32 protein-coding genes are annotated in these 25509 nt (G+C 47.2%); all 32 read right to left on the bottom strand.

Annotated elements, in window-relative coordinates; all coding sequences use genetic code 11:
- Nucleotides 1-15 precede the first annotated feature (15 nt).
- The 32 genes from secY to rplL all read right to left on the bottom strand — a co-directional run bounded on the left by secY (nucleotide 16) and on the right by rplL (nucleotide 25484).
- Nucleotides 16-1314 carry a preprotein translocase subunit SecY gene (secY, locus tag H583_RS0104870; protein WP_028559496.1) on the bottom strand — a complete coding sequence of 433 codons (1299 nt, stop codon included), beginning with the start codon at nucleotides 1312-1314 and terminating at the stop codon, nucleotides 16-18.
- Nucleotides 1315-1755, bottom strand: coding sequence for a 50S ribosomal protein L15 (rplO, locus tag H583_RS0104865; protein ID WP_028559495.1), 441 nt, complete (start codon nucleotides 1753-1755; stop codon nucleotides 1315-1317).
- 60 nt (nucleotides 1756-1815) lie between these two features.
- A complete protein-coding gene (rpmD, locus tag H583_RS0104860; RefSeq protein ID WP_028559494.1) occupies nucleotides 1816-1995 on the bottom strand; it encodes a 50S ribosomal protein L30 in 180 nt (59 codons plus the stop codon).
- Between the two features lie 13 nt (nucleotides 1996-2008).
- Nucleotides 2009-2506: a 30S ribosomal protein S5 gene (rpsE, locus tag H583_RS0104855; protein ID WP_028559493.1), complete on the bottom strand. Its 498-nt coding sequence runs from the start codon at nucleotides 2504-2506 to the stop codon at nucleotides 2009-2011.
- Between the two features lie 31 nt (nucleotides 2507-2537).
- The gene (gene rplR / locus H583_RS0104850) at nucleotides 2538-2903 is read right to left on the bottom strand and encodes a 50S ribosomal protein L18 (RefSeq protein WP_028559492.1); all 366 of its coding nucleotides are present in this window, start codon (nucleotides 2901-2903) and stop codon (nucleotides 2538-2540) included.
- A 62-nt stretch (nucleotides 2904-2965) separates the two neighbouring features.
- Nucleotides 2966-3508 carry a 50S ribosomal protein L6 gene (rplF, locus tag H583_RS0104845; RefSeq protein WP_028559491.1) on the bottom strand — a complete coding sequence of 181 codons (543 nt, stop codon included), beginning with the start codon at nucleotides 3506-3508 and terminating at the stop codon, nucleotides 2966-2968.
- Nucleotides 3509-3538: 30 nt separating this feature from the next.
- On the bottom strand, nucleotides 3539-3937 hold the full coding sequence (rpsH, locus tag H583_RS0104840; protein ID WP_028559490.1) for a 30S ribosomal protein S8: 399 nt from the start codon (nucleotides 3935-3937) through the stop codon (nucleotides 3539-3541).
- A 31-nt stretch (nucleotides 3938-3968) separates the two neighbouring features.
- Nucleotides 3969-4154 (bottom strand): type Z 30S ribosomal protein S14, encoded by a 186-nt coding sequence (locus tag H583_RS35920; RefSeq protein WP_013312154.1) that lies wholly within the window; start codon nucleotides 4152-4154, stop codon nucleotides 3969-3971.
- A 23-nt stretch (nucleotides 4155-4177) separates the two neighbouring features.
- Nucleotides 4178-4720 (bottom strand): 50S ribosomal protein L5, encoded by a 543-nt coding sequence (gene rplE / locus H583_RS0104835; protein WP_028559489.1) that lies wholly within the window; start codon nucleotides 4718-4720, stop codon nucleotides 4178-4180.
- Between the two features lie 32 nt (nucleotides 4721-4752).
- On the bottom strand, nucleotides 4753-5106 hold the full coding sequence (rplX, locus tag H583_RS0104830; protein WP_081666984.1) for a 50S ribosomal protein L24: 354 nt from the start codon (nucleotides 5104-5106) through the stop codon (nucleotides 4753-4755).
- An 83-nt stretch (nucleotides 5107-5189) separates the two neighbouring features.
- Nucleotides 5190-5558: a 50S ribosomal protein L14 gene (gene rplN, locus H583_RS0104825; RefSeq protein WP_028559487.1), complete on the bottom strand. Its 369-nt coding sequence runs from the start codon at nucleotides 5556-5558 to the stop codon at nucleotides 5190-5192.
- A gap of 87 nt (nucleotides 5559-5645) precedes the next feature.
- A complete protein-coding gene (gene rpsQ, locus H583_RS0104820; RefSeq protein WP_028559486.1) occupies nucleotides 5646-5912 on the bottom strand; it encodes a 30S ribosomal protein S17 in 267 nt (88 codons plus the stop codon).
- A gap of 78 nt (nucleotides 5913-5990) precedes the next feature.
- Nucleotides 5991-6191 carry a 50S ribosomal protein L29 gene (rpmC, locus tag H583_RS0104815; protein WP_006037938.1) on the bottom strand — a complete coding sequence of 67 codons (201 nt, stop codon included), beginning with the start codon at nucleotides 6189-6191 and terminating at the stop codon, nucleotides 5991-5993.
- Complete coding sequence (gene rplP / locus H583_RS0104810) at nucleotides 6181-6615, bottom strand: 50S ribosomal protein L16 (protein ID WP_028559485.1); 435 nt, start codon at nucleotides 6613-6615, stop codon at nucleotides 6181-6183. Before rplP ends, rpmC begins: the two co-directional genes overlap by 11 nt.
- Before the next feature lie 2 nt (nucleotides 6616-6617).
- Nucleotides 6618-7280, bottom strand: a complete 663-nt coding sequence (gene rpsC / locus H583_RS0104805; RefSeq protein WP_028559484.1) for a 30S ribosomal protein S3 — start codon at nucleotides 7278-7280, stop codon at nucleotides 6618-6620.
- A 13-nt stretch (nucleotides 7281-7293) separates the two neighbouring features.
- Complete coding sequence (gene rplV, locus H583_RS0104800) at nucleotides 7294-7629, bottom strand: 50S ribosomal protein L22 (RefSeq protein ID WP_036708480.1); 336 nt, start codon at nucleotides 7627-7629, stop codon at nucleotides 7294-7296.
- A gap of 41 nt (nucleotides 7630-7670) precedes the next feature.
- The gene (gene rpsS / locus H583_RS0104795) at nucleotides 7671-7952 is read right to left on the bottom strand and encodes a 30S ribosomal protein S19 (RefSeq protein ID WP_028559482.1); all 282 of its coding nucleotides are present in this window, start codon (nucleotides 7950-7952) and stop codon (nucleotides 7671-7673) included.
- An 83-nt stretch (nucleotides 7953-8035) separates the two neighbouring features.
- Nucleotides 8036-8866, bottom strand: a complete 831-nt coding sequence (gene rplB, locus H583_RS0104790) for a 50S ribosomal protein L2 (protein WP_028559481.1) — start codon at nucleotides 8864-8866, stop codon at nucleotides 8036-8038.
- A 29-nt stretch (nucleotides 8867-8895) separates the two neighbouring features.
- Nucleotides 8896-9189 (bottom strand): 50S ribosomal protein L23, encoded by a 294-nt coding sequence (gene rplW / locus H583_RS0104785; protein WP_036708478.1) that lies wholly within the window; start codon nucleotides 9187-9189, stop codon nucleotides 8896-8898.
- Nucleotides 9189-9812, bottom strand: coding sequence for a 50S ribosomal protein L4 (rplD, locus tag H583_RS0104780; protein ID WP_028559479.1), 624 nt, complete (start codon nucleotides 9810-9812; stop codon nucleotides 9189-9191). The genes rplW and rplD overlap by 1 nt, the downstream gene beginning before the upstream one ends.
- A gap of 27 nt (nucleotides 9813-9839) precedes the next feature.
- On the bottom strand, nucleotides 9840-10463 hold the full coding sequence (rplC, locus tag H583_RS0104775) for a 50S ribosomal protein L3 (RefSeq protein WP_028559478.1): 624 nt from the start codon (nucleotides 10461-10463) through the stop codon (nucleotides 9840-9842).
- 35 nt (nucleotides 10464-10498) lie between these two features.
- Nucleotides 10499-10807, bottom strand: a complete 309-nt coding sequence (gene rpsJ / locus H583_RS0104770; protein ID WP_005544556.1) for a 30S ribosomal protein S10 — start codon at nucleotides 10805-10807, stop codon at nucleotides 10499-10501.
- 252 nt (nucleotides 10808-11059) lie between these two features.
- A complete protein-coding gene (locus H583_RS0104765; protein WP_028559477.1) occupies nucleotides 11060-11653 on the bottom strand; it encodes a hypothetical protein in 594 nt (197 codons plus the stop codon).
- A gap of 196 nt (nucleotides 11654-11849) precedes the next feature.
- A complete protein-coding gene (gene tuf, locus H583_RS0104760) occupies nucleotides 11850-13040 on the bottom strand; it encodes an elongation factor Tu (protein ID WP_028559476.1) in 1191 nt (396 codons plus the stop codon).
- A 104-nt stretch (nucleotides 13041-13144) separates the two neighbouring features.
- The gene (gene fusA, locus H583_RS0104755; protein ID WP_028559475.1) at nucleotides 13145-15223 is read right to left on the bottom strand and encodes an elongation factor G; all 2079 of its coding nucleotides are present in this window, start codon (nucleotides 15221-15223) and stop codon (nucleotides 13145-13147) included.
- A gap of 28 nt (nucleotides 15224-15251) precedes the next feature.
- Complete coding sequence (rpsG, locus tag H583_RS0104750) at nucleotides 15252-15722, bottom strand: 30S ribosomal protein S7 (RefSeq protein WP_028559474.1); 471 nt, start codon at nucleotides 15720-15722, stop codon at nucleotides 15252-15254.
- A gap of 64 nt (nucleotides 15723-15786) precedes the next feature.
- Entirely contained in the window at nucleotides 15787-16206 is a 420-nt protein-coding gene (gene rpsL, locus H583_RS0104745) for a 30S ribosomal protein S12 (RefSeq protein ID WP_028559473.1), read from the bottom strand.
- 144 nt (nucleotides 16207-16350) lie between these two features.
- Nucleotides 16351-16581: a ribosomal L7Ae/L30e/S12e/Gadd45 family protein gene (locus H583_RS0104740; RefSeq protein ID WP_028559472.1), complete on the bottom strand. Its 231-nt coding sequence runs from the start codon at nucleotides 16579-16581 to the stop codon at nucleotides 16351-16353.
- 218 nt (nucleotides 16582-16799) lie between these two features.
- A complete protein-coding gene (gene rpoC, locus H583_RS0104735) occupies nucleotides 16800-20420 on the bottom strand; it encodes a DNA-directed RNA polymerase subunit beta' (protein WP_028559471.1) in 3621 nt (1206 codons plus the stop codon).
- A 60-nt stretch (nucleotides 20421-20480) separates the two neighbouring features.
- Nucleotides 20481-24044: a DNA-directed RNA polymerase subunit beta gene (rpoB, locus tag H583_RS0104730; protein ID WP_081666982.1), complete on the bottom strand. Its 3564-nt coding sequence runs from the start codon at nucleotides 24042-24044 to the stop codon at nucleotides 20481-20483.
- Between the two features lie 396 nt (nucleotides 24045-24440).
- Nucleotides 24441-25040: a class I SAM-dependent methyltransferase gene (locus H583_RS0104725; protein WP_028559469.1), complete on the bottom strand. Its 600-nt coding sequence runs from the start codon at nucleotides 25038-25040 to the stop codon at nucleotides 24441-24443.
- Between the two features lie 81 nt (nucleotides 25041-25121).
- Nucleotides 25122-25484 carry a 50S ribosomal protein L7/L12 gene (gene rplL / locus H583_RS0104720; protein WP_028559468.1) on the bottom strand — a complete coding sequence of 121 codons (363 nt, stop codon included), beginning with the start codon at nucleotides 25482-25484 and terminating at the stop codon, nucleotides 25122-25124.
- Nucleotides 25485-25509 lie beyond the last annotated feature (25 nt).

Below are 25509 nucleotides of genomic sequence, written 5' to 3'. Positions count from 1 at the left end.
CACAAGTGCCTATTGTTATTTATTGATAAACCCTTTGTAGTGGCGTTTGATCAATTGTGTCTCAATTTGCTTCATCGTATCCAGTGCAACACCGATTACGATCAGCAAGGAAGTACCACCGATCTGAACAGAACGCGGCAGCCCAGCCAGAGCGCCAAAGGCTACTGGGAGAACAGAGATAAGAGACAAGAACAGTGCTCCGGAGAGCGTGATCCGCGACATTACACGAGTAATGTAAGTCGAGGTTGGTTTGCCAGGACGAACGCCCGGAATGTAACCACCGTTCTTTTTCATCTGATCAGCCATTTGCACCGGGTTAATTTGGACAAAGGTGTAGAAGAAAGTAAATCCGATAATCAAGACGACATACAATACCATGCCAAGCGGCTGGTCGTAGTACATATGCTTGGTTACCCATTGAGCCCATGGTTTATCTGCCCAGAAGCCGGCCAGCGTTACAGGGAACATCAACAAGGATACTGCAAAGATAACTGGAATTACACCTGCGCCATTTACCTTCAACGGAATGTGTGTGGACTGGCCACCATACATTTTACGGCCTACAACCCGTTTTGCATACTGCACAGGAATTTTGCGAATCCCTTGCTGTACGAAGATGACACCTACAATGATCGCGATAATCGCAACAAGCATCACAATGACCTTGACGATATTCAGGAACAATTGATCGGAGTCAATAAACTGATCAGCGTAAATCGTACGGATATGCCCTGGGAATCCAGCGACGATACCGGCGAAGATAATGATTGAAATCCCGTTACCAATTCCTTTCTCGGTAATCTGTTCACCGAGCCACATCAGGAATGCAGTACCTGCGGTCAAAATAATTGCAATCATCGTATACGTTGCAAAGCCAGGATCAATGACGAATTGGAATTGATATTGACGGTTGAAGCCCACTGCCGTTGCAAAAGCTTGAATCAAACCGAGAATAATCGTTCCATAACGTGTAACCTGAGCAAGCTTTTTCTTACCATTTTCGCCCTCTTTTGCCCATTCCGCAAATTTAGGTATAACATCCATCGTCAAAAGCTGCACGATAATGGAAGCAGTAATGTAAGGTACGATCGACATTGCAAAAATTGAGAACTGGAACAAAGCTCCTCCGGAGAAGGTATTCAATACCCCGAACAGATTCGCTTGCTCACTGTTGATTTGGTCGAATACGGATTTATCGATATTGGGAACCGGAATAAAGGCCCCAATACGATAGACTAACAGGACAAACAAAGTGAACAAAATTCTTTTGCGCAGATCTTCTACTTTCCATATGTTGGACAAGGTCTTGAACAATTAGATCACCTCGGTTTTACCGCCGGCAGCCTGGATTTTCTCTACGGCAGATTGAGAAAACTTATTTGCTTTCACAGTAAGTTGAACCTTGATCTCACCATCACCCAAGATCTTGATGCCGCTGAGCGAATTTTTTACGATGCCTTTCTCCTTCAGAACTTCTGGAGTAACTTCGCTACCTGCTGCGAAGCTGTTCAGTTCTTCCAAATTCACAATGGCATATTCCTTGCGGAACGGATTGTTAAATCCGCGCTTAGGCAAGCGACGATATAACGGGTTTTGTCCGCCTTCGAAGCCTGGACGAACACCGCCGCCGGAGCGGGCGTTTTGTCCTTTATGACCTTTGCCTGCAGTTTTACCGTTACCGGAACCGATACCGCGGCCTTTGCGTTTTGGTTCTTGTTTGGAGCCGAGGGCTGGTTTTAGCTCATGCAATTTCATCGATCGTTGCACCTCCTTATTTCTTTATGGCTCTAGAAGCCTAATTAAAGGCGAGTCGCCTTAAACTTCTTCTACTTTAACCAAATGGCTGACATGGTTAACCATGCCGCGAATCGCCACATTGTCAGGTTTAACAACCGAATGATGAAGCTTACGCAATCCGAGCGCTTGAACGGTTGCACGCTGCTTCTCGTTACGGCCGATCAGACTGCGAACGAGGGTAATTTGCAAGTTTGCCATTGTATACCCCTCCTTAACCTAATAGCTCTTGAACGGTTTTTCCGCGCAATTTTGCTACGTCTTCCGCACGCTTCAGACGGGAAAGTCCTTCAAGCGTTGCGTTGACCATATTGATGGAGTTAGAAGAACCAAGAGATTTCGTCAGGATGTCGCCTACGCCTGCCAGTTCAAGAACTGCACGCACAGGACCACCTGCGATAACTCCAGTACCTTCAGATGCTGGCTTCAGAAGCACTTCGCCAGCGCCAAAGTGACCCAGCACAAGGTGAGGGATTGTTGTTCCAACAAGCGGAACATGGATCAGGTTTTTCTTCGCATCGTCAATGCCTTTGCGAATTGCATCCGGAACCTCGGATGCTTTACCGATCCCTGCGCCAACCCAGCCCTTGCCGTCACCGACAACTACGAGCGCACTAAAGCTGAAACGGCGTCCGCCTTTTACAACTTTAGAAACGCGGTTGATATGAACTACTTTTTCAGTAAGCTCTAACGTATTAGGATCTACACGCAAGTCGTTTTACCTCCTTATTGGGGAATTCGGATTAGAATTCGAGACCAGCTTCACGAGCTGCGTCAGCCAGTTCCTGAATTCTTCCGTGATACAAGTAACCGCCACGGTCAAAAACCACTTTAGTTACGCCTTTTGCTTTCGCACGCTCAGCAATCAAAGTCCCAACCTTGCGGGCTGCTTCTTTGTTGCCGCCGTTAGCCACGTCTTTCAGCTCTTTATCTTGTGTAGAAGCGGCAGCGAGAGTAATGCCGTTAACGTCGTCAATCAGTTGAACATATACATGTTTAGAGGAACGGAATACGGACAAACGTGGACGTTCAACCGTTCCATTGATTTTTTTACGGACACGCAGGTGTCTTTTCAAACGGGCTTTTTTCTTATCGCCTTTAGTAATCATTCGAGGTTCACTCCCTTCATCTACCTTACCGATATAAGAGTTAAGCTGCTTTTACAAGCGGCTTACTTCTTCTTACCGGCTTTACCTTCCTTGCGAAGGATGCGTTCGCCTTCATATTTGATCCCTTTGCCTTTGTAAGGCTCAGGCTCACGTACAGCGCGAATTTTTGCAGCAAATGCGCCAACCAGTTCTTTATCGATTCCTTTTACGATAATTTTCGTATTAGCAGGAACATCGAATTCGATACCGGATTCTGGTGTAATTTCAACCGGGTGGGAGTAACCAACGTTAAGAACGACCTTATCGCCGGCTTTGCTAGCGCGGTAACCAACGCCAACAAGCTCCAATGTTTTTTGGAAACCTTCAGTTACGCCGTTTACCATGTTAGCAACAACACTACGTGTTGTACCATGCAGGGAACGGTGCAATTTATGATCAGAAGGACGCTCTACAGAAATCTCGTTCTCCGCAATGATAATTTTCATATCTTTGTGAAGTTCACGGGACAGCGTTCCTTTTGGTCCTTTAACAGTAATTAATGTGTTATCCAAGGTAACGTTCACGCCAGCAGGCACTTGGATAGCTTTACGACCAATACGGGACATTGTTACACCTCCAATCGTTGTAAATCTATATTACCAAACGTAGCAGACTACTTCTCCGCCAGCTTTGGATTGACGAGCTTCTTTATCCGTTACGACTCCTTTGGATGTGGAAATAATCGCAATTCCCAGTCCACCAAGTACGCGAGGAACTTCAGTGCTTTTCGTATAGACGCGCAGTCCAGGCTTGCTAATACGTTTCAGTCCTGTAATTACACGCTCATTGTTCGGGCCGTATTTCAAGAAAATACGGATAATCCCTTGTTTGTTGTCCTCGATATATTCAGCATCGCGGATAAAGCCCTCACGCTTCAAGATTTCAGCGATTTGCTTCTTAGCTTTAGAAGCAGGCATTTCCACGGTCTCGTGACGAACGACATTCGCATTACGAATACGCGTCAGCATATCTGCAATCGGATCAGACATAACCATTCTTGTAAACCTCCTTCCCGAACTAGGCTGATTACCAGCTTGCTTTTTTGACGCCAGGAATCTGGCCTTTGTATGCTAATTCACGGAAACAAATCCGGCAGATTTTAAACTTTTGCAAAACGGAGTGCGGACGGCCGCAACGTTCGCAGCGCGTATACGCGCGCACTTTAAACTTTGGCGTACGTTGTTGCTTAACTTTCATCGAAGTTTTTGCCACTTGGTATTTACACCTCCTGTGGATTACTTCGCAAACGGCATGCCCAATTGGGTCAGCAGTTCACGAGCTTCTTCGTCCGTTTTTGCCGTCGTGACGATGACGACGTCCATTCCGCGAACTTTATCGACTTTATCATACTCGATTTCCGGGAAGATCAATTGCTCTTTCAAACCGAGTGTATAGTTACCGCGGCCGTCGAAAGCTTTATTTGAAATTCCGCGGAAGTCACGAACGCGCGGAAGGGATACGTTGAACAATTTATCAAGGAAGTAGTACATACGCTCGCCGCGCAATGTTACTTTAACCCCGATAGGCATATTTTCACGAAGCTTGAAGCCCGCAATGGATTTCTTCGCACGTGTTACAACCGGTTTTTGACCGGAAATCAGACGAAGCTCTTCAACTGCAACATCCAGCACTTTGGAGTTGGAAACAGCTTCACCTACCCCCATGTTGATAACAATCTTCTCTACCTTCGGTACTTGCATAACTGAAGAGTAGTTGAATTTTTGCATCAGGGATGGAGTAATTTCATTCAGAAAACGATCTTTCATTCTTGTAGCCATGATTCATGGACCTCCTTTCCATCAGACCTGAATTAATCAATAACTTCGCCGGATTTACGAGCGATCCGGACTTTTTTGCCGTTATCAAGAACTTTAAAGCCGACACGGGTCGGTTTTCCGCTCTTAGGATCAACAAGCATGACGTTCGAAACATGGATCGGAGCTTCCTGCTCGATGATTCCGCCTTGCGGATTAGTTTGCGATGGACGGGAATGCTTTTTCACGATATTTACGCCTTCGATCAGAACGCGGTTTTCACGTGGATATGCTGCGATAACCCGGCCTTTTTTGCCTTTATCTTTACCTGTGATTACGATGACATTGTCATCTTTTTTCACATGCAGTTTGTTGTTGTGTGATTCCAGCACTTTTTTCAGCCTTGGCATTTGTTACACCTCCTGCTCACTTAAGCGTTAAGGCAATTACCTTTCCCCTGGCCACGCTTTGCTTAACTGCCTGGGGATGAATATTAAATAACTTCCGGTGCCAGCGATACGATTTTCATGAAATCGCGGTCGCGAAGCTCACGGGCAACTGGTCCAAAAATACGGGTACCGCGCGGGCTCTTGTCATCTTTAACAATTACCGCTGCGTTCTCATCAAATGCGATGTAAGAACCGTCTTTACGACGAACTGAACGCTTCGTACGAACGATTACCGCTCTTACAACGTCACCCTTTTTGACAACGCCGCCTGGTGTTGCTTGTTTTACGGAACAAACAATCAGATCACCGATGTGTGCTGCACGACGACCAGTGCCGCCTAACACACGAATACACATCAACTCTTTTGCTCCAGAGTTGTCAGCAACAGCTAAACGTGAAAATGGTTGAATCATTTAATGCGTCCTCCTTTCAAACATTGCTATATAAAATCTGGTTTCAACGTACCGGCGTCATCCGCCGCGCTCGCTTTACCTTTAAGCTTAAAGGACAACCGCAACTTCAACGACTTCAACCAATCTCCAACGTTTGTCCTTGGAAAGCGGACGAGTCTCCATGATTTTAACGGTATCACCAATTTTAGCTTGGTTGTTTTCGTCATGCGCTTTGAATTTCTTCGTGTACTTGATGCGTTTATGGTACAGATTGTGCTTTTTGTAGGTTTCTACAGCAACAACAATCGTTTTATCCATTTTATCGCTCACGACTTTGCCGATTTGAACTTTGCGGGCGTTGCGCTCTTCGCTCATGTTCTTCCTCCTTCCTTCAGCCAAGCAAGATGGCTTAAGGCTTCTAATTCAGGTTAAAGGCTAATTAGTATCTATTGATTAGCTGCTGATTCCGAGTTCTCTCTCACGCAATACGGTTTTAGCACGAGCTATTTCCTTCCGCACATCACGGATCCGAGTCGGGTTATCCAGTTGGCCAGTAGCCAATTGAAAACGAAGGTTGAACAGCTCTTCCTTGAAACCGGCGACTTTCTGTTCAATCTCAGCAGATGTCAGGTTGCGAAATTCACTAGCTTTCATTTGCTTCACCACCCACTTCTTCGCGTTTCACAAACTTCGTTTTTACCGGGAGCTTGTGGGACGCGAGGCGCATTGCTTCACGTGCGATTTCTTCCGAAACACCAGCAAGTTCAAACATCACTTTGCCTGGTTTTACAACCGCTACCCATTTCTCCACATTACCTTTACCGCTACCCATCCGTACCTCAAGCGGCTTTTGCGTAATCGGCTTAGCTGGGAAGATTTTAATCCAAACTTTACCGCCCCGTTTAATATAACGAGTCATCGCAATACGAGCTGCTTCGATTTGACGGTTCGTAATCCATGCAGGCTCAAGAGCTTGCAGACCGAATTCACCAAAGTGTACCTCAGTGCCGCCTTTAGCACGGCCTTTCATTTTACCGCGATGTTCTTTGCGGTGTTTGACGCGTTTAGGCACCAACATGATTAGTTGCCTCCTTCCTGGGGAGCTTTCTTCTTCGTTGGAAGGACTTCGCCACGGTAGATCCATACTTTTACGCCGATACGGCCGTAAGTTGTATGAGCTTCTGCTGTTCCGTAGTCAATATCGGCACGCAGCGTATGCAGCGGAACCGTTCCTTCGCTATATCCTTCAGTACGAGCGATCTCAGCGCCGCCAAGACGACCACTAACAGATGTTTTGATCCCTTTAGCGCCGGCACGCATAGAACGTTGAATCGCTTGTTTCATTGCACGACGGAAAGATGTACGACGCTCAAGTTGTTGAGCAATGCTTTCAGCAACAAGAATAGCGTCAAGATCCGATTGCTTGATTTCTGAGATGTTGATGTGTACCTTTTTGCCGCCGGAGATTTTAGCAAGCTCCGAACGCAGGTTTTCAACTTCAGATCCGCCCTTACCAATTACCATACCCGGCTTGGCAGTGTTAATGGTTACATTAACGCGGTTAGCCGCACGTTCGATCTCAATGCGGGAAACTGCAGCGTCTTTCAGTTTGTTTTTCAGGTACTCACGAATTTTTACGTCTTCCAGCAAAAGATCACCAAAGTCTTTGCCGGCATACCATTTCGATTCCCAATCACGGATGATACCGATCCGAAGACCGACGGGATTTACCTTTTGACCCACACGTTATCCCTCCTTATTTTTCAGATACCACCAAAGTAATGTGGCTGGTTCTTTTGTTAATTCTGCTTGCGCGTCCCATCGCACGTGGACGGAAACGTTTCATCGTTGGCCCCTGATTCACATAAACCTGTGAAATAACCAACTTATTAACGTCCAATTGGAAATTGTGCTCTGCGTTAGCAATCGCGGAATTTAGAAGCTTCTCCACAATCGGCGATGCTGATTTAGGGGTGTGGCGCAGAATCGAAATTGCTTCGCCAACTTGCTTGCCGCGGATCAAATCCACAACCAATTGCGCCTTGCGGGGTGCAATTCGAATGAAATTGGCACTGGCTTTAGCTTGTGACATGGTTGAACCTCCTCTCAGGTACAATTACTCATAAGCAGAGATTATCTTCTGCCTGTTTTTCTATCGTCGTCGGTATGGCCTTTGTACGTACGAGTTGGTGCAAATTCACCAAGCTTGTGTCCAACCATATCTTCAGTTACATATACCGGCACGTGCTTGCGGCCATCATAAACTGCAAACGTGTGACCAATAAATTGTGGGAAAATGGTGGAGCGACGAGACCAGGTTTTGATTACAACCTTTTTGTTGGTTTCATTCAAATCCTCGACTTTTTTCAGCAGGTAACCGTCAATAAACGGCCCTTTCTTCAAGCTGCGACCCATTTGTGTTCCTCCCTTCGTCTAACCTTTGCGCAATTGCTTACGCGATTTTTATCAGAATACAACCGTTAGTTCTTAACCGGTCATTACTTCGTGCGGCGACGAACGATGTATTGGCTGGATGCTTTTTTCTTCTTGCGCGTTTTGTAACCAAGGGTTGGTTTGCCCCAAGGAGACATAGGCGATTTGCGTCCGATAGGAGCACGGCCTTCACCACCACCGTGTGGGTGATCGTTAGGGTTCATTACTACCCCGCGAACTTCAGGACGCTTGCCGAGCCAACGGGAACGACCAGCTTTACCGATCTTAATGAGTTCGTGGTCTTCGTTACCTACGGAACCGATAGTAGCGCGGCAAACTTTAAGAATGCGGCGAACTTCACCGGAGGACAAGCGAATAACAGCGTAGTCATCTTCTTTACCCAGAAGCTGAGCCTCAGTACCAGCAGCACGAACCAATTGTCCGCCTTTACCTGGTCTCATTTCGATGTTGTGGATAACTGTACCGACTGGAATGTTTTCCATAGGCAGTGTATTACCCACTTTAATGTCGGCAGTAGGGCCGGACATAATTTTGTCTCCAACTTTCAGACCTTTTGGTGCGATGATGTAGCGTTTCTCACCGTCTGCATAGTTGATCAAAGCGATATTGGAAGTACGGTTTGGATCGTACTCAATTGTTGCTACGTTACCAACGATTCCATCCTTCGTACGTTTGAAATCGATGATACGGTATTTACGTTTATGTCCGCCGCCATGGTGACGAACTGTAATTTTACCTTGGTTATTGCGGCCTGCTTTTTTGAAAAGCGGAGCCAGCAACGATTTCTCCGGAGTGCTTGTCGTGATCTCTTCAAATGTGGATACAGACATCGCACGGCGAGCAGGAGAAGTCGGTTTATACTTCTTAATTGGCACGTTTATTCCCTCCTCTTATACCGTTTCGATTATACAGTTTCAAAGAATTCCAATTCTTTGCTGTCTTCGCTCAGTTGAACGAAAGCTTTCTTCCATTCGGAAGTATATCCGGCGTGGCGACCTTGGCGCTTCGGCTTACCTGGTACACGCAACGTGTTTACATTTGCTACTTTTACTTTAAAAATTTCTTCGATCGCTTGTTTAATTGAAGTTTTATTCGCACGAATGTCTACTTCAAAAACATAACGCTTGGAAGCCATCATTTCCGTTGTGCGTTCGGTAATAACCGGGCGCTTGATAATATCGCGTGGATCTCTACTCATTATGCAAGCACCTCCTGAACTTTTAGAGCCGCTTCCTTAGTGATGATCAGCTTGTCATATTGCATAACATCAAGAACATTGATGCCGTCTGCAGCTACAAACTTAACACCAGGAATATTGCGGGCGGACAATGCCACATTGTCTTCATAACCTGCAGTTACAACCAGCGCTTTGCGGGCAACTTTCAGGTTATTCAGGATGTTAGCAAATTCCTTTGTTTTCGGTTGAGCCAATGCGAGTTGGTCCAACACGATGATTTCGTTATCGATAACCTTGGAAGAAAGTGCTGATTTGATAGCCAAACGGCGAACTTTCTTAGGCAATTTGAAACCATAGGTACGTGGAGTCGGTCCGAATACAGTACCGCCGCCAACCCATTGCGGGGAGCGAATGCTACCTTGACGAGCACGACCAGTTCCTTTTTGTTTCCAAGGCTTACGACCGCCACCGCGAACTTCGGAGCGACCTTTAGTCTTGTGTGTTCCTTGACGCTCTGCAGCTTGCTGCAGAACAACAGCACTGTGCAATACGTGAATATTAGGCTCAATTCCGAATACGCTATCGGACAATTCGATTTCCTCGACTTGTGAGCCGCTCACATTAAATACTGCTACTTTTGGCACTAGATGTTCCTCCTTTCTTATAAGGCTTTATTTCTTCACCGTAGATTTCACACGAACAAAGCTGTTTTTAGGACCCGGGATGGAGCCTTTAACGAGCAATACGTTGCGCTCTGCATCGACACGTACAATTTCAAGGTTTTGAATTGTAATTGTGTCTGTACCCATATGTCCTGGAAGACGTTTACCTTTTGGTACGCGGTTCGCCTGGATAGAACCCATGGAACCTGGTCCACGATGGTAACGGGAACCGTGAGACATAGGACCCGTGCTTTGTCCCCAACGTTTAATAACGCCTGCAAAACCTTTACCTTTGGAAATACCCGTTACGTCAACGAATTCTCCTGCAGTGAACAAGTCAGCCTTTACCTCTGCACCTACTTCGTACTCGCCGATGTTAACACCGCGGAATTCACGAATGTAGCGCTTAGGAGCCGTGTTGGCTTTTTTGGCATGGCCCGTTTCAGGCTTGTTTGCTCTGCTTTCTTTCTTATCGGCAAACCCAAGCTGAATTGCTTCGTAGCCATCGTTCTCTTGGTCTTTCTTTTGAAGAACTACGCAAGGACCAGCCTCGATAACTGTAACAGGTATTACATTACCTTCTGGAGTAAATACTTGCGTCATTCCAAGCTTTTTACCTAAGATACCTTTCATGTTGACACCTCTTTTCCTTTGCTAATCCGTTCTTATTACAATTTAATTTCGATATCTACACCGGACGGCAGGTCCAAGCGCATCAATGCATCGACCGTTTGCGGCGTTGGGTTAACAATATCGATCAAGCGCTTATGTGTGCGCATCTCGAATTGCTCCCGCGAATCCTTGTACTTGTGTACCGCGCGCAGAATGGTGATGATTTGCTTTTCCGTTGGAAGCGGAATCGGACCGGATACGCCTGCACCGGAACGCTTTGCAGTTTCAACAATCTTCTCTGCGGATTGATCAAGAATTCTGTGATCGTAAGCTTTCAAACGAATACGAATCTTTTGCTTTGCCATATAATTCCCTCCTTCTATCGCCCAATTTGTATCGGACATACTCCGTGAGAAAACCCGACCATCGCCCCATGGCAAAGGGGCCGGGTGTGTCGGCAACCTCTCACATCATCGCACAGTCGCAGACCAACGTTCACTATTATACAAAAAAGTTCGGGCTATTGCAACAAATTTTCATATATTTTTTAAATCTCATTCATAAAATCAAAATTCATGACGTTTGCATCTATATTGTGATGCTGGAGCTTCTATTATCTACTTTTCAAAACGCAGCACAGCTACAAGCGCCCATTCAGTTTTGGACAGACCCTCATCCGACAGGTCAGATGAATAAATGCCGTTTCCGGTAGTTGCCTGAAACCCCCAGAGCCTGACCTCATCTGTATCCTCATATGATGCTTTAGGTCCGTGGCTGATCATCCCCTTCCCGTTGTATACCTTATCCAGAGGGATAGTAACTGTGCTGTTGCCCCCTGCGCTGGCGATTTTAAGGCGGAGCTTGGTTGGGGAATCCATATCCTCGATTGTCTCGACGGCATAGATGATTTCAGACTTATATTTTTCAGTCCCTCTTCTATTAAATAGAAGATCGCTCATGCCGCCTGCATTTGCTTTCTTAACGCCGTTCTCCCATTCCTCCAGGTCAATCTTCATGTCAGTTTTGGAGCCTGTGTAATCAAGCTTGATCGCTCCTGACATGCCTCCCAGGAATGGACGGAATTTCACGGCATCTCCCTCAAACAATTCGATACTCTCAACGGCAAGAGGCTTTGTGCTGTTCCCGGTGCATCCGGAAAGAACCAGGAGTAAAGCTGCCAGAGTTAACATCATCGGAATATATCTCTTCATTTATACCTCCTTGTTGCCTTGATCTAAGTTCAACATAGAAAAGAATGGATCCCCTATCCTTCTAACAGAAGAATTCTATTCACTCCATTCTATCAGATCAATTTCCAATATTAGCTATTATAACAAACATAAAAAAGAACCTCCACATCAAGTGGAGGTTCTCTCTAAAGCCAGCGCAGCTTATGCTGCGATTGACTTATTTTTGGATTGTAGCAACTGCGCCAGCGCCTACAGTACGGCCGCCTTCGCGAATCGCGAAACGAGTACCTTCTTCGATAGCGATTGGAGCGATCAGCTCAACAGTAACAGTGATGTTATCACCAGGCATTACCATTTCGCTGCCTTCTGGCAGGTTGATGATACCAGTTACGTCAGTTGTACGGAAGTAGAACTGTGGACGGTAGCCTGTGAAAAAAGGCTTATGACGGCCACCCTCTTCTTTAGTCAAAACGTAGATTTGAGCAGTAAAGTTAGTGTGTGGTTTAACGGAACCTGGTTTGGAGATTACTTGACCACGCTCGATGTCTTTACGCTCAACACCACGAAGCAATGCACCGATGTTGTCACCAGCTTGAGCGGAGTCCAGCAATTTGCGGAACATCTCAACACCAGTACATACGGATTTACGAGCTTCTTCAGCCAGACCAACGATTTCAACTTCGTCGCCGACTTTAACAGCACCACGCTCTACACGGCCGGTAGCAACTGTACCACGACCAGTGATTGTGAATACGTCCTCGACAGGCATAAGGAAAGGCTTCTCAGTGTCACGTTGTGGAGTTGGGATGTAAGTATCCACTTGCTCGAACAACTCAACGATTTTGTCAGCCCAAGGACCGTCTGGATTTTGCAGCGCTTCACGAGCAGCACCACGGATGATTGGAGTGTCGTCGCCTGGGAACTCATATTCGTTCAGCAGGTCGCGAACTTCCATTTCAACCAGTTCCAGAAGCTCTTCGTCTTCAACCATATCACATTTGTTCAAGAATACAACGATGTAAGGAACACCTACTTGTTTGGACAACAGGATGTGCTCACGAGTTTGCGGCATAGGGCCGTCAGCTGCGGATACAACCAGGATAGCTCCGTCCATTTGTGCAGCACCAGTGATCATGTTTTTAACATAGTCGGCGTGACCTGGGCAGTCAACGTGTGCATAGTGACGGTTAGGAGTTTCGTACTCAACATGAGCAGTAGAGATAGTGATACCGCGCTCGCGCTCTTCTGGTGCTTTATCGATTTGGTCAAAAGCGATAGCTGCACCACCGTATTTTTTGGAAAGAACGGTAGTGATGGCAGCAGTCAGAGTTGTTTTACCATGGTCAACGTGACCGATTGTACCGATATTAACGTGCGGTTTATTACGTTCAAATTTAGCCTTTGCCATTGAACTTAATCCTCCTTAATAGTTGGGAATTATATGTGTGGGCCGGACAAAAGCGGTTTGAAGGCTAGTGTCAGGCCAAATGCAAGGTTTTAGCTAAAGAACTCTTATTGAGCGCCTTTAGTTTTGGAAATGATCTCTTCAGAGATCGATTTTGGAACTTCTTCATAGTGAGAAAGTTCCATTGCGAAGACACCGCGTCCTTGAGTACCGGAACGAAGCGTTGTGGAGTAACCAAACATCTCAGCCAAAGGCACCTTAGCACGGATAATTTGTGCACCTGCACGGGAATCCATACCTTCGATACGGCCACGACGGGAGTTCAGCATACCCATTACGTCACCCATGTACTCTTCTGGAACAGTAACTTCAACTTTCATGATTGGCTCAAGCAGGCAAGGACCACATTTGTCTTTAGCTGCTTTAAGCGCCATGGAGCCCGCGATTTTAAACGCCATCTCGGAGGAGTCAACATCATGGTAAGATCCATCAACGATTCTGGCTTTGATATCAACGAGCGGGAAGCCGGCGAGAACACCGTTCTTCATAGACTCTTCAATACCCGCCTGAACAGCAGGAACATACTCACGTGGTACAACACCACCGACGATTTTGTTTTCAAATACGAATCCTGCACCTGGCTCTTGAGGTTCGAACTCGATCCAAACGTGGCCGTATTGACCGCGTCCACCGGACTGACGTACGAATTTACCTTCAACTTTAGCAGGAACACGGAATGTCTCACGGTATGCTACCTGAGGCTTACCAACATTAGTTTCCACTTTAAACTCGCGACGCATACGGTCAACGATGATCTCAAGGTGAAGCTCACCCATACCAGCGATAATCGTTTGATTCGTTTCTTCGTCTGTATAAGCGCGGAAAGTTGGATCTTCCTCAGCAAGTTTGGAGAGCGCTACACCCATTTTATCCTGGTCGGCTTTCGTTTTTGGCTCGATAGCAATCTCGATAACCGGATCAGGGAAGTTCATGGACTCAAGGATTACCGGATTTTTCTCATCACAGAGCGTATCGCCTGTAATCGTGTCTTTCAGACCGACCGCAGCAGCGATATCTCCGGAATAAACTTCCGAAATCTCTTGACGAGTATTCGCATGCATCTGGAGAATACGTCCAATTCTTTCGCGCTTGCCTTTAGTGGCATTAAGCACGTATGAACCGGAAGAAAGAACACCAGAGTACACACGGAAGAACGTCAGTTTACCCACGAATGGATCTGTAGCGATTTTGAACGCCAATGCTGCAAACGGTTGATCGTCAGCAGATTTGCGAACTGTTTCTGTTCCATCTTCAAGAATACCTTTGATATCTGGAACATCGATTGGTGCTGGCAGGTAGTCTACAACGGCGTCCAGAACGAACTGTACACCTTTGTTGCGGTAAGAAGAACCGCAAACTACCGGGAAGATTTTAACCTCACATACGCCCTTGCGGAGCGCTGCTTTAATTTCAGGGATGGTTATTTCTTCGCCTTCAAGATACTTCATTGTAAGATCTTCGTCAAGCTCGGCTACTTTCTCAACCAATTCAACACGAAGTTCTTCAACTTTCTCTTTCAGGTCAGCAGGAATTTCGATTTCTTCCGGGTCTTTGCCCAGATCATCCTTATACCTGTAAGCTTTGCGTTCAACGATATCTACCAGGCCAACGTAGTCGTTTTCAGCTCCGATAGGAAGCTGAATGGCAACTGCATTAGCTTGGAGACGATCACGCATGCTTTGAATTACATTCAAAAAGTCTGCGCCGATGATGTCCATCTTATTAACATAAGCAATACGTGGAACACCATAGCGGTCAGCCTGACGCCATACGGTTTCAGACTGAGGCTCTACGCCCTCTTTAGCACTGAAAACCCCAACGGCCCCGTCCAATACGCGAAGGGAGCGTTCAACTTCAACTGTGAAGTCAACGTGACCCGGAGTATCGATGATATTGATGCGGTGACCTTTCCATTGAGCGGTAGTTGCAGCGGAAGTAATTGTAATTCCGCGCTCCTGCTCCTGCTCCATCCAGTCCATCGTAGCGGCGCCTTCATGCACCTCACCGATTTTGTGAGTACGGCCTGTGTAGAACAGGATCCGTTCGGTAGTCGTCGTTTTACCAGCATCAATATGCGCCATGATACCAATGTTGCGCGTATCTTTCAAGGAGAACTCTCTAGTCATGAATTTGTCTCCTTTCGGTTTTTAAATCCTACCAGCGGTAATGTGCAAACGCTCTGTTCGCATCCGCCATTTTGTGTGTATCTTCACGTTTTTTAACGGAAGCACCTGTGTTGTTGGATGCATCAATAATTTCAGCAGCCAAACGCTCAACCATAGTTTTTTCACCGCGGTTACGTGAGTAATTCACGAGCCAGCGGAGACCAAGCGCTGTACGACGCTCAGGTTTAACCTCGATTGGCACCTGATAGTTCGAACCGCCGACACGGCGAGCTTTAACTTCAAGTACAGGCATGATGTTTTTAATCGCAGTTTCAAACACTTCCATTGGTTCATTACCAGTACGTTCTTGAATCAGGCTGAACGCATCATATAGAATAGTTTGAGCTACGCCGCGTTTACCATCGATCATAATACGATTGATTAAACGCGTAACAAGTTTGCTGTTATATACCGGATCTGGAAGTACATCCCTTTTTGTTACTGGACCTTTACGTGGCATTGAGGAAGTCCCCCTTTCTTCAAATAGTCATTTTCTGTTATATCGGGGAAATTGCCCCGCTAAATTATTTCTTTTCTTTCGGACGCTTCGTACCGTATTTGGAACGAGCTTGTTTACGGTTGTTAACACCCGCAGTATCAAGCGCACCACGAACGATATGATAACGTACCCCCGGAAGATCCTTAACCCGGCCACCACGAACCAATACGACGCTGTGCTCTTGCAAGTTGTGTCCGATTCCGCCAATGTAAGCCGTAACCTCAACACGGTTAGTCAAACGTACCCGCGCATATTTCCGCAAAGCGGAGTTCGGTTTTTTCGGAGTCATTGTACCTACACGAGTGCAAACACCGCGTTTTTGCGGGGAGCTTTGACCGGTTTCTTCACGTTTCAACGCGTTGAATCCTCTTTGTAGTGCAGGAGATTTGGATTTCACAACTTTAGCCTGACGGCCTTTGCGAACTAGCTGATTAATTGTTGGCATGCATGCCACCCCCTTCCTATAATTCACCATGAACATTGCCTTGCCTAATATAAGTTTAAGCCCACAGACCCAGGCGGTTCATTAAAAAACAAAACAAAAGTTTCTACCAGCTAATCTTATGTTTAACCGGCAAAAACAGGTCTTTCATTCTTCATCAGGAATCCATGCAGCCATGGCGGCTCCTACTTCAATCCCGCACTGGATGCCGAGATTCTTCATAGTGTCTACCCAGATCACATCGATACCCGCTTGCAAGCTGAGCTGCACAACATTTTGCGTCATTTGCGGGTCTGCATCTTCAGCGACATACACAGCGGCTGCTCTTTGCTGCTCAACTGCTTTGGCTGTCTGCTTCGTGCCAATCTTAAATGCCATGGTAACTCATCCTCTATACTATCTATTCTAAATTCAAGTACAGAATAATCCACACATTTAGGCACACTTCGATATATTAGCATCTCGCATCCCCTAATGTCAAGGGATTTCATAAACTGCAAATGAAGTGTAGCAAACTATTCTATAATACCAGATGAAAGGGATACAGGTCAAGACAAGCTTCGTCTCACCCTGCATCCCCACACCTGATTAAATCATTAAGATTCTACCGGAATGCCTTCAACCTGCTCTTCTCCAGGCTGTACTTCTTCTTCCATGCCTGCGAAGCGAACGCTGCGATAGCGGTTCATGCCTGTACCGGCCGGAATCAGCTTACCGATAATAACGTTCTCTTTCAAGCCAAGGAGTTGGTCAACCTTGCCTTTGATAGCTGCGTCTGTAAGAACGCGGGTTGTCTCCTGGAAGGAAGCTGCAGACAGGAATGAATCCGTCTCCAGCGACGCCTTAGTAATACCAAGGAGTACCGGTTTAGCGACAGCAGGCTCTTTGTCAGCCAGAATCGAGTCACGGTTGGCCGCTTCGTATTCATGAATGTCAACGAATGCGCCCGGAAGCAATGTCGTATCTCCAGCATCTACAATGCGGATTTTACGTAGCATCTGCTTGATCATAACTTCAACGTGCTTATCGTTAATTTCTACACCCTGGTTACGGTAAACGCGTTGTACCTCTTGCAGGATGTAGTTTTGAACGCCGCGGATACCTTTAATACGCAGCATATCCTTCGGATCAATCGAACCGTCTGTCAACTCGTCTCCAGCTTCGATCTGCTGACCTTCGGTTACGCGGATACGCGATCCATAAGTAACAGAGTACACTTTGGATTCCGCTTCACCTTGAACTTCGATTTCACGGCGGTCTTTTGCTTCACGGATTTCTTTAACAACACCGTCAAGCTCAGTAATAATCGCTTGACCTTTCGGATTCCGGGCCTCGAAGAGCTCCTGAATCCGCGGAAGACCTTGCGTAATATCGTCTCCGGCAACACCACCGGTATGGAACGTACGCATTGTCAGCTGGGTTCCAGGCTCACCGATGGATTGGGCAGCGATAATACCTACTGCCTCCCCGATCTCTACATGCTTGCCTGTAGCCAGGTTACGGCCATAACAGATTTTGCAGACGCCATGACGCGCACGACAGCTAAGAACAGAGCGGATTTGCAAACGCTCTACGCCGGCTTCGATAATCGCATCGGCTTTATTGGAATCAATCAGCTCATTGCGGTTGACAATGATTTCGCCAGTTTGAGGATGGCGTACCGTTTCGAAGGAGTAACGGCCTTCAATACGATCGTACAGATCCTCGATAACCTCTTTACCATCCTGGATTTTACTAACGCTAAAGCCTTTATCTGTTCCACAATCATCTTCGCGAACGATAACATCCTGCGCTACGTCAACGAGGCGGCGTGTCAGGTAACCGGAGTCAGCCGTACGAAGGGCTGTATCCGCCAGACCTTTCCGCGCTCCGTGAGTGGAGATAAAGTATTCCAATACCGTCAGACCTTCACGGAAGTTCGATTTGATTGGCAACTCGATAATACGACCGGACGGGTTCGCCATGAGACCACGCATACCGCCAAGCTGTGTGATCTGGGATTTGTTACCCCGTGCCTTCGAATCAACCATGAGCATGATGGAATTGTAACGGTCCATCGATTTCATCAGGATTTCTGTAATTTGATCCTTCGCCTTACTCCAGATACCAATGACACGGTCATAACGCTCTTCATTGGTGATCAGACCACGACGGTACTGATTTGTAACAACTCTAACCTTCTCATCGGACTCGACAAGAATTTGATCCTTCTCTTGCGGAACGATAACGTCCGAAACAGCGATCGTAATTCCCGCTTTGGTCGAATAAGTAAAGCCGAGCTGCTTGATTTTGTCCAGAATAATCGAGGTTTGTGTCGTATGGTAAATACGGAAGCACTCGCCGATAATCTGACCCAGGTACTCTTTGCCGACAGCGCCGGCTATAGACAGATCCTGCATAAACTGCTGCAAATCCGTACCTTTTTCAGTAATAAAATATTTGTCCGGCGTGCCGCCCAGCAAGTTGGCTTTGGTCGCCTCATTGATGTACGGGAACGTATCCGGGAAAATTTCATTAAAGATTACTTTACCGACAGTTGTTGCAATCAGAGAGTTCTGCTGTACATCAGTAAAGGTTTTTTTCTTCAGTACTTTAACAGGAATAACAATTCTGGCATGAAGGGATACAATCCCCCGCTGATAAGCGGAGATGGCCTCATTCACGGTTCCGAATACCGATCCGGACCCTTTCGCCTCCATATTATCCATAGTCAGATAGAAGCTTCCAAGAACCATATCCTGGGAAGGCGTAACAACCGGCTTGCCATCCTTAGGGTTAAGAATGTTGCCGGATGCAAGCATCAGCAAACGGGCTTCAGCTTGTGCCTCAGCGGATAATGGAACGTGAACCGCCATCTGGTCACCGTCAAAGTCAGCGTTATACGCCGTACATACGAGCGGATGCAGCTTGATTGCGCGTCCTTCAACCAGAATTGGTTCGAAGGCCTGGATACCGAGTCTGTGAAGCGTAGGTGCGCGGTTCAGCAGAACCGGGTGCTCCTTGATTACTTCCTCCAGCACATCCCATACCTCAGGGCTTACACGCTCAACTTTGCGTTTCGCGCTCTTAATATTATGAGCAAGTCCTTTGTTTACAAGCTCTTTCATTACGAAAGGCTTGAACAGCTCAAGCGCCATTTCTTTCGGCAGACCGCACTGATACATTTTCAGGCTCGGTCCGACAACGATAACAGAACGTCCGGAGTAGTCTACCCGTTTACCGAGCAAGTTTTGACGGAAACGGCCCTGTTTACCTTTAAGCATATGGCTGAGCGATTTGAGCGGGCGGTTACCTGGTCCGGTAACCGGACGGCCGCGGCGGCCGTTGTCGATCAACGCATCGACAGCTTCCTGCAGCATCCGCTTCTCATTTTGTACGATAATATCAGGAGCGCCAAGATCAAGCAGACGCTTCAGACGATTGTTACGGTTAATAACACGACGGTACAGGTCGTTCAGGTCAGAAGTCGCAAAACGTCCACCGTCCAATTGCACCATCGGGCGCAGCTCAGGCGGGATAACCGGCAGCACGTCAAGAATCATCCATTCCGGCTCATTGCCGGAATTGCGGAACGCTTCGATAACTTCGAGGCGCTTGATTGCACGGTTACGTCTTTGGCCTTGGGCCGTCCGCAACTCTTCCTTCAATGTATCCAGCTCGCGCTCAACATCGATATCCTGAAGCAGCTTCTTGACAGCCTCAGCACCCATTCCAGCCTGGAAGCCGTAGCCATACTTTTCACGGTAGCTGCGGTATTCCTTCTCGGAGAGCAGTTGCTTCTTCTCAAGCGGTGTATCGCCTGGGTCTGTTACCACGTAGGATGCGAAGTAGATAATCTCCTCGAGCGAACGAGGTGACATATCCAGTGCCAGACCCATACGGCTTGGGATACCTTTGAAATACCAGATATGAGAGACAGGGGCCGCAAGCTCAATATGGCCCATGCGCTCACGGCGAACCTTAGCACGTGTTACTTCAACGCCGCAACGATCGCAGACGACGCCTTTATAGCGGACACGCTTGTACTTACCGCAGTGACATTCCCAGTCCTTCTGGGGTCCGAAGATCTTTTCACAGAAAAGACCTTCTTTCTCCGGCTTCAATGTACGATAGTTTATCGTTTCCGGTTTTTTAACTTCCCCGCGAGACCACGAACGGATTTTATCCGGAGAAGCCAAACCGATTTTCATATACTCGAAGTTGTTAACGTCCAACAAGGAGCAACCCTCCTTAAGTCTGTGTCAGTACCTTAGGAAACCCATTCCATCCAAAGCCTGTTACTCGGCGCCTACCTCTGCCCCTTCAAGGTTCAGATTCAGCTTATCGCCCGTGTTATCATCTTCATCATCGATTTCTTTCATTTCGATCTCTTCTTCATTCTCGGTCAGGATTTTGACATCCATGCCCAAGCTTTGAAGCTCTTTAATCAGAACCTTGAACGATTCCGGTACGCCAGGCTCCGGCACGTTCTCACCTTTAACGATGGATTCATAGGTTTTCACCCGTCCGACCACGTCATCGGATTTGACCGTCAGAATTTCCTGCAGAGTATAAGCGGCACCGTACGCCTCAAGCGCCCATACCTCCATCTCCCCGAAGCGCTGTCCGCCGAACTGTGCTTTACCACCGAGCGGCTGCTGCGTAACGAGAGAGTAAGGACCCGTGGAACGGGCATGAATTTTATCATCAACCATGTGCGCCAGCTTGATCATGTACATGACACCAACTGTAACTTCACGCTCGAACGATTCACCCGTTCTTCCGTCGTACAGAATGGTTTTACCGTTGCGCTGCATGCCTGCTTCTTCCATCGTATCGAACACGTCGTACTCGCGTGCTCCATCGAATACCGGTGTAGCAGCGTGAATACCCAGGTGTTTACAAGCCATACCAAGATGGACTTCCAATACCTGACCGATGTTCATCCGGGAAGGTACCCCGAGCGGGTTCAGTACAACCTCAACAGGCGTACCATCCGGCAGGAACGGCATATCCTCTTCCGGCAAAATGCGCGCGATAACCCCTTTGTTACCGTGGCGTCCCGCCATTTTATCTCCCTCGGAGATTTTACGTTTCTGGGCAATGTAAGCACGAACCAACTGGTTAACCCCTGGTGGCAGCTCATCGCCGTTTTCACGCGTAAATACTTTTACGTCAACTACGATACCGTCTGTACCATGCGGTACACGAAGCGAAGTATCACGTACTTCACGGGCCTTCTCACCGAAAATTGCATGCAGGAGGCGCTCTTCAGCCGTCAGCTCCGTAACTCCTTTAGGTGTTACTTTACCGACGAGAATATCACCGGCGCCGATCTCCGCACCGACACGGATAATACCGCGTTCGTCGAGATTTTTGAGCGCTTCTTCCCCTACGTTCGGGATATCGCGCGTAATTTCTTCAGGTCCAAGCTTCGTATCACGAGCTTCGGACTCATACTCTTCAATATGAATAGAGGTGTATACATCCTCTTTAACAAGCTTCTCGCTAAGCAGGATCGCATCCTCATAGTTGTAGCCTTCCCAAGTCATAAAGGCAACTACGACGTTGCGGCCCAGTGCCAATTCACCCATCTCTGTGGAAGGACCGTCAGCAAGGATGGTGCCCTTCTTGACGTATTCGCCTTTGCGGACTATTGGACGCTGGTTAATGCATGTTCCTTGGTTGGAACGCATGAACTTATGCAGCTTATGCTTCACAAGATCACCGGTAATTTGCTTGCCGTCAACAATTTCAATGCGGCGAAGCTGAACTTCATTAGCGGTTACACGCTCAATGACGCCATCGAATTTAGATACGATACATACACCGGAATCCTTTGCTGATTTATGTTCCATACCTGTACCAACAAGCGGCGCCTTAGGAATGAGAAGCGGTACCGCCTGCCGCTGCATGTTTGATCCCATGAGCGCACGGTTGGAGTCGTCATTTTCAAGGAACGGAATGAGCGCAGTCGCCACGGAAACCACCTGCTTCGGCGAAACGTCCATATAGTCAACGCGCTCGCTTGGCATGGTCAGGATGTTATCCGCCTGCTTGTTGTAACGGACGATAACATTCTCTTCCGCAAACCTGCCTTCCGCATTCAGCTGCGCATTCGCCTGTGCGATAACGTAGTTGTCTTCCTCGTCTGCTGTCAGATAAGCGATTTGTTCGGTAACAATGCTTGTCTTCGGATCTACCCAGCGGTAAGGCGCTTCAATGAAGCCATACTCGTTAATACGGGCAAACGTGGACAAGGAGTTGATCAGACCGATGTTCGGTCCCTCAGGCGTCTCAATCGGACACATGCGTCCATAGTGGGAGTGGTGAACGTCGCGGACTTCAAAGCCTGCGCGCTCACGCGTCAAACCGCCCGGTCCGAGTGCCGAGAGTCTCCGTTTATGTGTCAGTTCCGCCAGCGGGTTCGTCTGATCCATAAACTGCGAGAGCTGGGAGCTACCGAAGAACTCTTTAATTGATGCGATAACAGGACGGATGTTAATCAAAGCCTGAGGCGTGATCGCATTCGCATCCTGGATGGACATCCGCTCGCGAACGACTCTCTCCATACGGGAAAGACCGATACGGAACTGATTCTGAAGAAGCTCTCCGACAGAACGCAGGCGGCGGTTGCCCAAGTGGTCGATATCATCCGTGCTTCCAACCCCGTGAAGAAGGTTAAGGAAGTAGTTAATGGACGAAATAATATCAGCCGGTGTAATATTTTTAACGGCCTTGTCAATGATGCCGTTGGCAATGACTTTGATAATTTTACCGTCTTCGTTCGGCGAGAATACACTGATGGTTTGAAGAGGTATACTACTAGCATCCATAACGCCACCGGCGACATGGTATGTCTTGAAGCCTACGTTCTTCTCCAGCAGCGGCAAAATTTCATCCAACAGGCGGCGGTCAATCATTTGTCCGCTTTCCGCGAGAATTTCACCTGTAGCCGGATCAATCAATGTCTCAGCAAGACGCTGATTGAATAGACGATTTTTGATATGAAGTTTCTTGTTGATTTTGTAGCGGCCAACATTCGCCAGATCATAACGCTTTGGATCAAAGAAGCGTGCAACGAGCAAGCTCTTCGCATTATCAAGCGTTGGCGGCTCGCCTGGACGAAGACGCTCATAAATTTCAATCAGCGCTTTATCCGTCGAGTCAGTGTTGTCCTTATCCAGCGTGTTGCGGATATACTCGTCATGTCCGAGCAAATCCAGAATTTCGGCATCAGTGCCGAAACCCAGCGCACGAAGCAATACCGTTACAGGGATTTTACGTGTACGGTCAATACGGACATATACAATATCCTTTGCATCGGTCTCCAGCTCAAGCCAAGCACCCCGGTTAGGAATAACCGTTGCCGTGTAAGTCTTTTTGCCGTTCTTGTCGACCTTCGTGCTGAAGTAAACGCTGGGTGAGCGCACCAATTGGCTGACGATAACCCGTTCCGCCCCGTTAATAATAAAGGTGCCGGTTTCAGTCATCAGCGGGAAGTCGCCCATAAACACTTCTTGTTCCTTCACTTCGCCAGTTTCTTTGTTAATAAGCCGCACCTTAACCCGTAATGGAGCAGCATACGTGACGTCGCGTTCTTTCGACTCATCAACCGAGTACTTCGGTTCACCCAAACTGTAATCGATAAATTCCAGCGACAAATTGCCCGTAAAGTCCTGGATCGGTGAAATATCTTGAAACAATTCGAGCAAATCACGATCCAAAAACTTTTCATACGATTTTTGCTGAATTTCAATCAGGTTCGGGACCTCGAGCACCTCGTTAATGCGAGCATAGCTTCTACGCGTGCGTCGGCCATACTGAACAAGTTGTCCTGCCAACTTAACCTCACCCCTCATGTCTGCTTCAACGCTCAGGCCTTGTCAACCAAGAACCAGGCGTATACGATTAACACTGTCAAATCATATCAACAGCGCATATGAATAAAATACAAGAAAGCATCTTTGAAAATAAGCACTTTCTTACATCCCAATAAAGAAAAGCCCTTATCGAAGTAGTTCGAAAAAAGAGCATGTTTCCCAGCGGTCGTCGCGGCATAACTGCCGCATAATCTCATATCAAGTAATTTTGCCCAAAATCTAAACATTATACGTTAAATGCTAAAATTTTATGCATTGTTGCTTTTAAAAAATAGCACTTGACATTTTAGCTAGCTAAAGAGTTTTCACCTAGCATAATACTGACATTTTATAATAATACCACAAGCAGCAAACCGAGTCAAATCTTTTTTCTACTTACTGCTTGACCGCACGATAGATTCGATAGCCTTTGTCTTTCGTTACTTCCTCAACCTTTGCAAAAAGAGTCTCCAGCTTCGCAAGCGCCGAAGGAGCCCCTTGTTTCTTTTGGATGACCACCCACATCTGTCCGCCCGGGTTCAACAAAGACCATCCTTCCTCAAAGATCTGATGTACGGTCGCTTTTCCTGCCCGAATTGGCGGATTCGTGAGAATAACGTCGAACTTTCTCTCCTTCACTGCCTCGAACAAATCACTCTGAATAACTTCGACATTATTTATGCCGTTTAGTGCAGCATTCTCTCCGGCAAGCTCCACGGCCCGCTCATTAATGTCAATCATAGTCACACTTCCCTGCGGGACAAGAGCAGCTGCCGCGATTCCGATCGGTCCATAGCCGCACCCGACATCAAGAACTGCTGCCGAAGAATCCAGTGAAAGTGCTTCAATCAACACTTTACTCCCGTAATCCACACCGCCTTTGGAGAATACACCAGCATCTGTTGCAAAACGGTAATTGCGTCCTTTTAACACAGCATCCTGAATCCGGCGGTCATGCTTGACACCCGGCTTCTGTGTGAAGTAGTGGTCCGACATGATTTCCCTCCCTCCTTAAGAATAAGCGTAAGCAAACCCCTTGAAGCGAGGCCTCAAGGGGTTTGCTATGAATTCAGACTATTACTTTACTTCTACAGCAGCGCCAGCTTCTTCAAGCTTAGCTTTAAGAGCTTCAGCATCCTCTTTGGATACTTTTTCTTTGATTGGTTTTGGTGCGTTGTCAACAACGTCTTTAGCTTCTTTCAAGCCCAGACCAGTGATTTCGCGAACAACTTTGATAACGTTGATTTTGGAAGCACCAGCGCTAGTCAGGATTACGTCGAACTCGGATTGCTCAGCAACTTCTGCTGCTCCGCCACCTGCAATAACAGCTACTGGAGCTGCAGCAGTTACGCCGAATTCTTCTTCAATTGCTTTTACAAGTTCGTTCAGTTCAAGAACGTTCATGCCTTTAATTGCTTCTAAGATTTGCTCTTTACTCATGGTTGAACCTCCATAGTTTTGAATT

It is taken from the genome of Paenibacillus pinihumi DSM 23905 = JCM 16419, from assembly GCF_000422505.1.
GTDB classification, from domain to species: domain Bacteria; phylum Bacillota; class Bacilli; order Paenibacillales; family Paenibacillaceae; genus Paenibacillus_D; species Paenibacillus_D pinihumi.
This window is presented reverse-complemented; position numbering and strand designations above follow the sequence as displayed.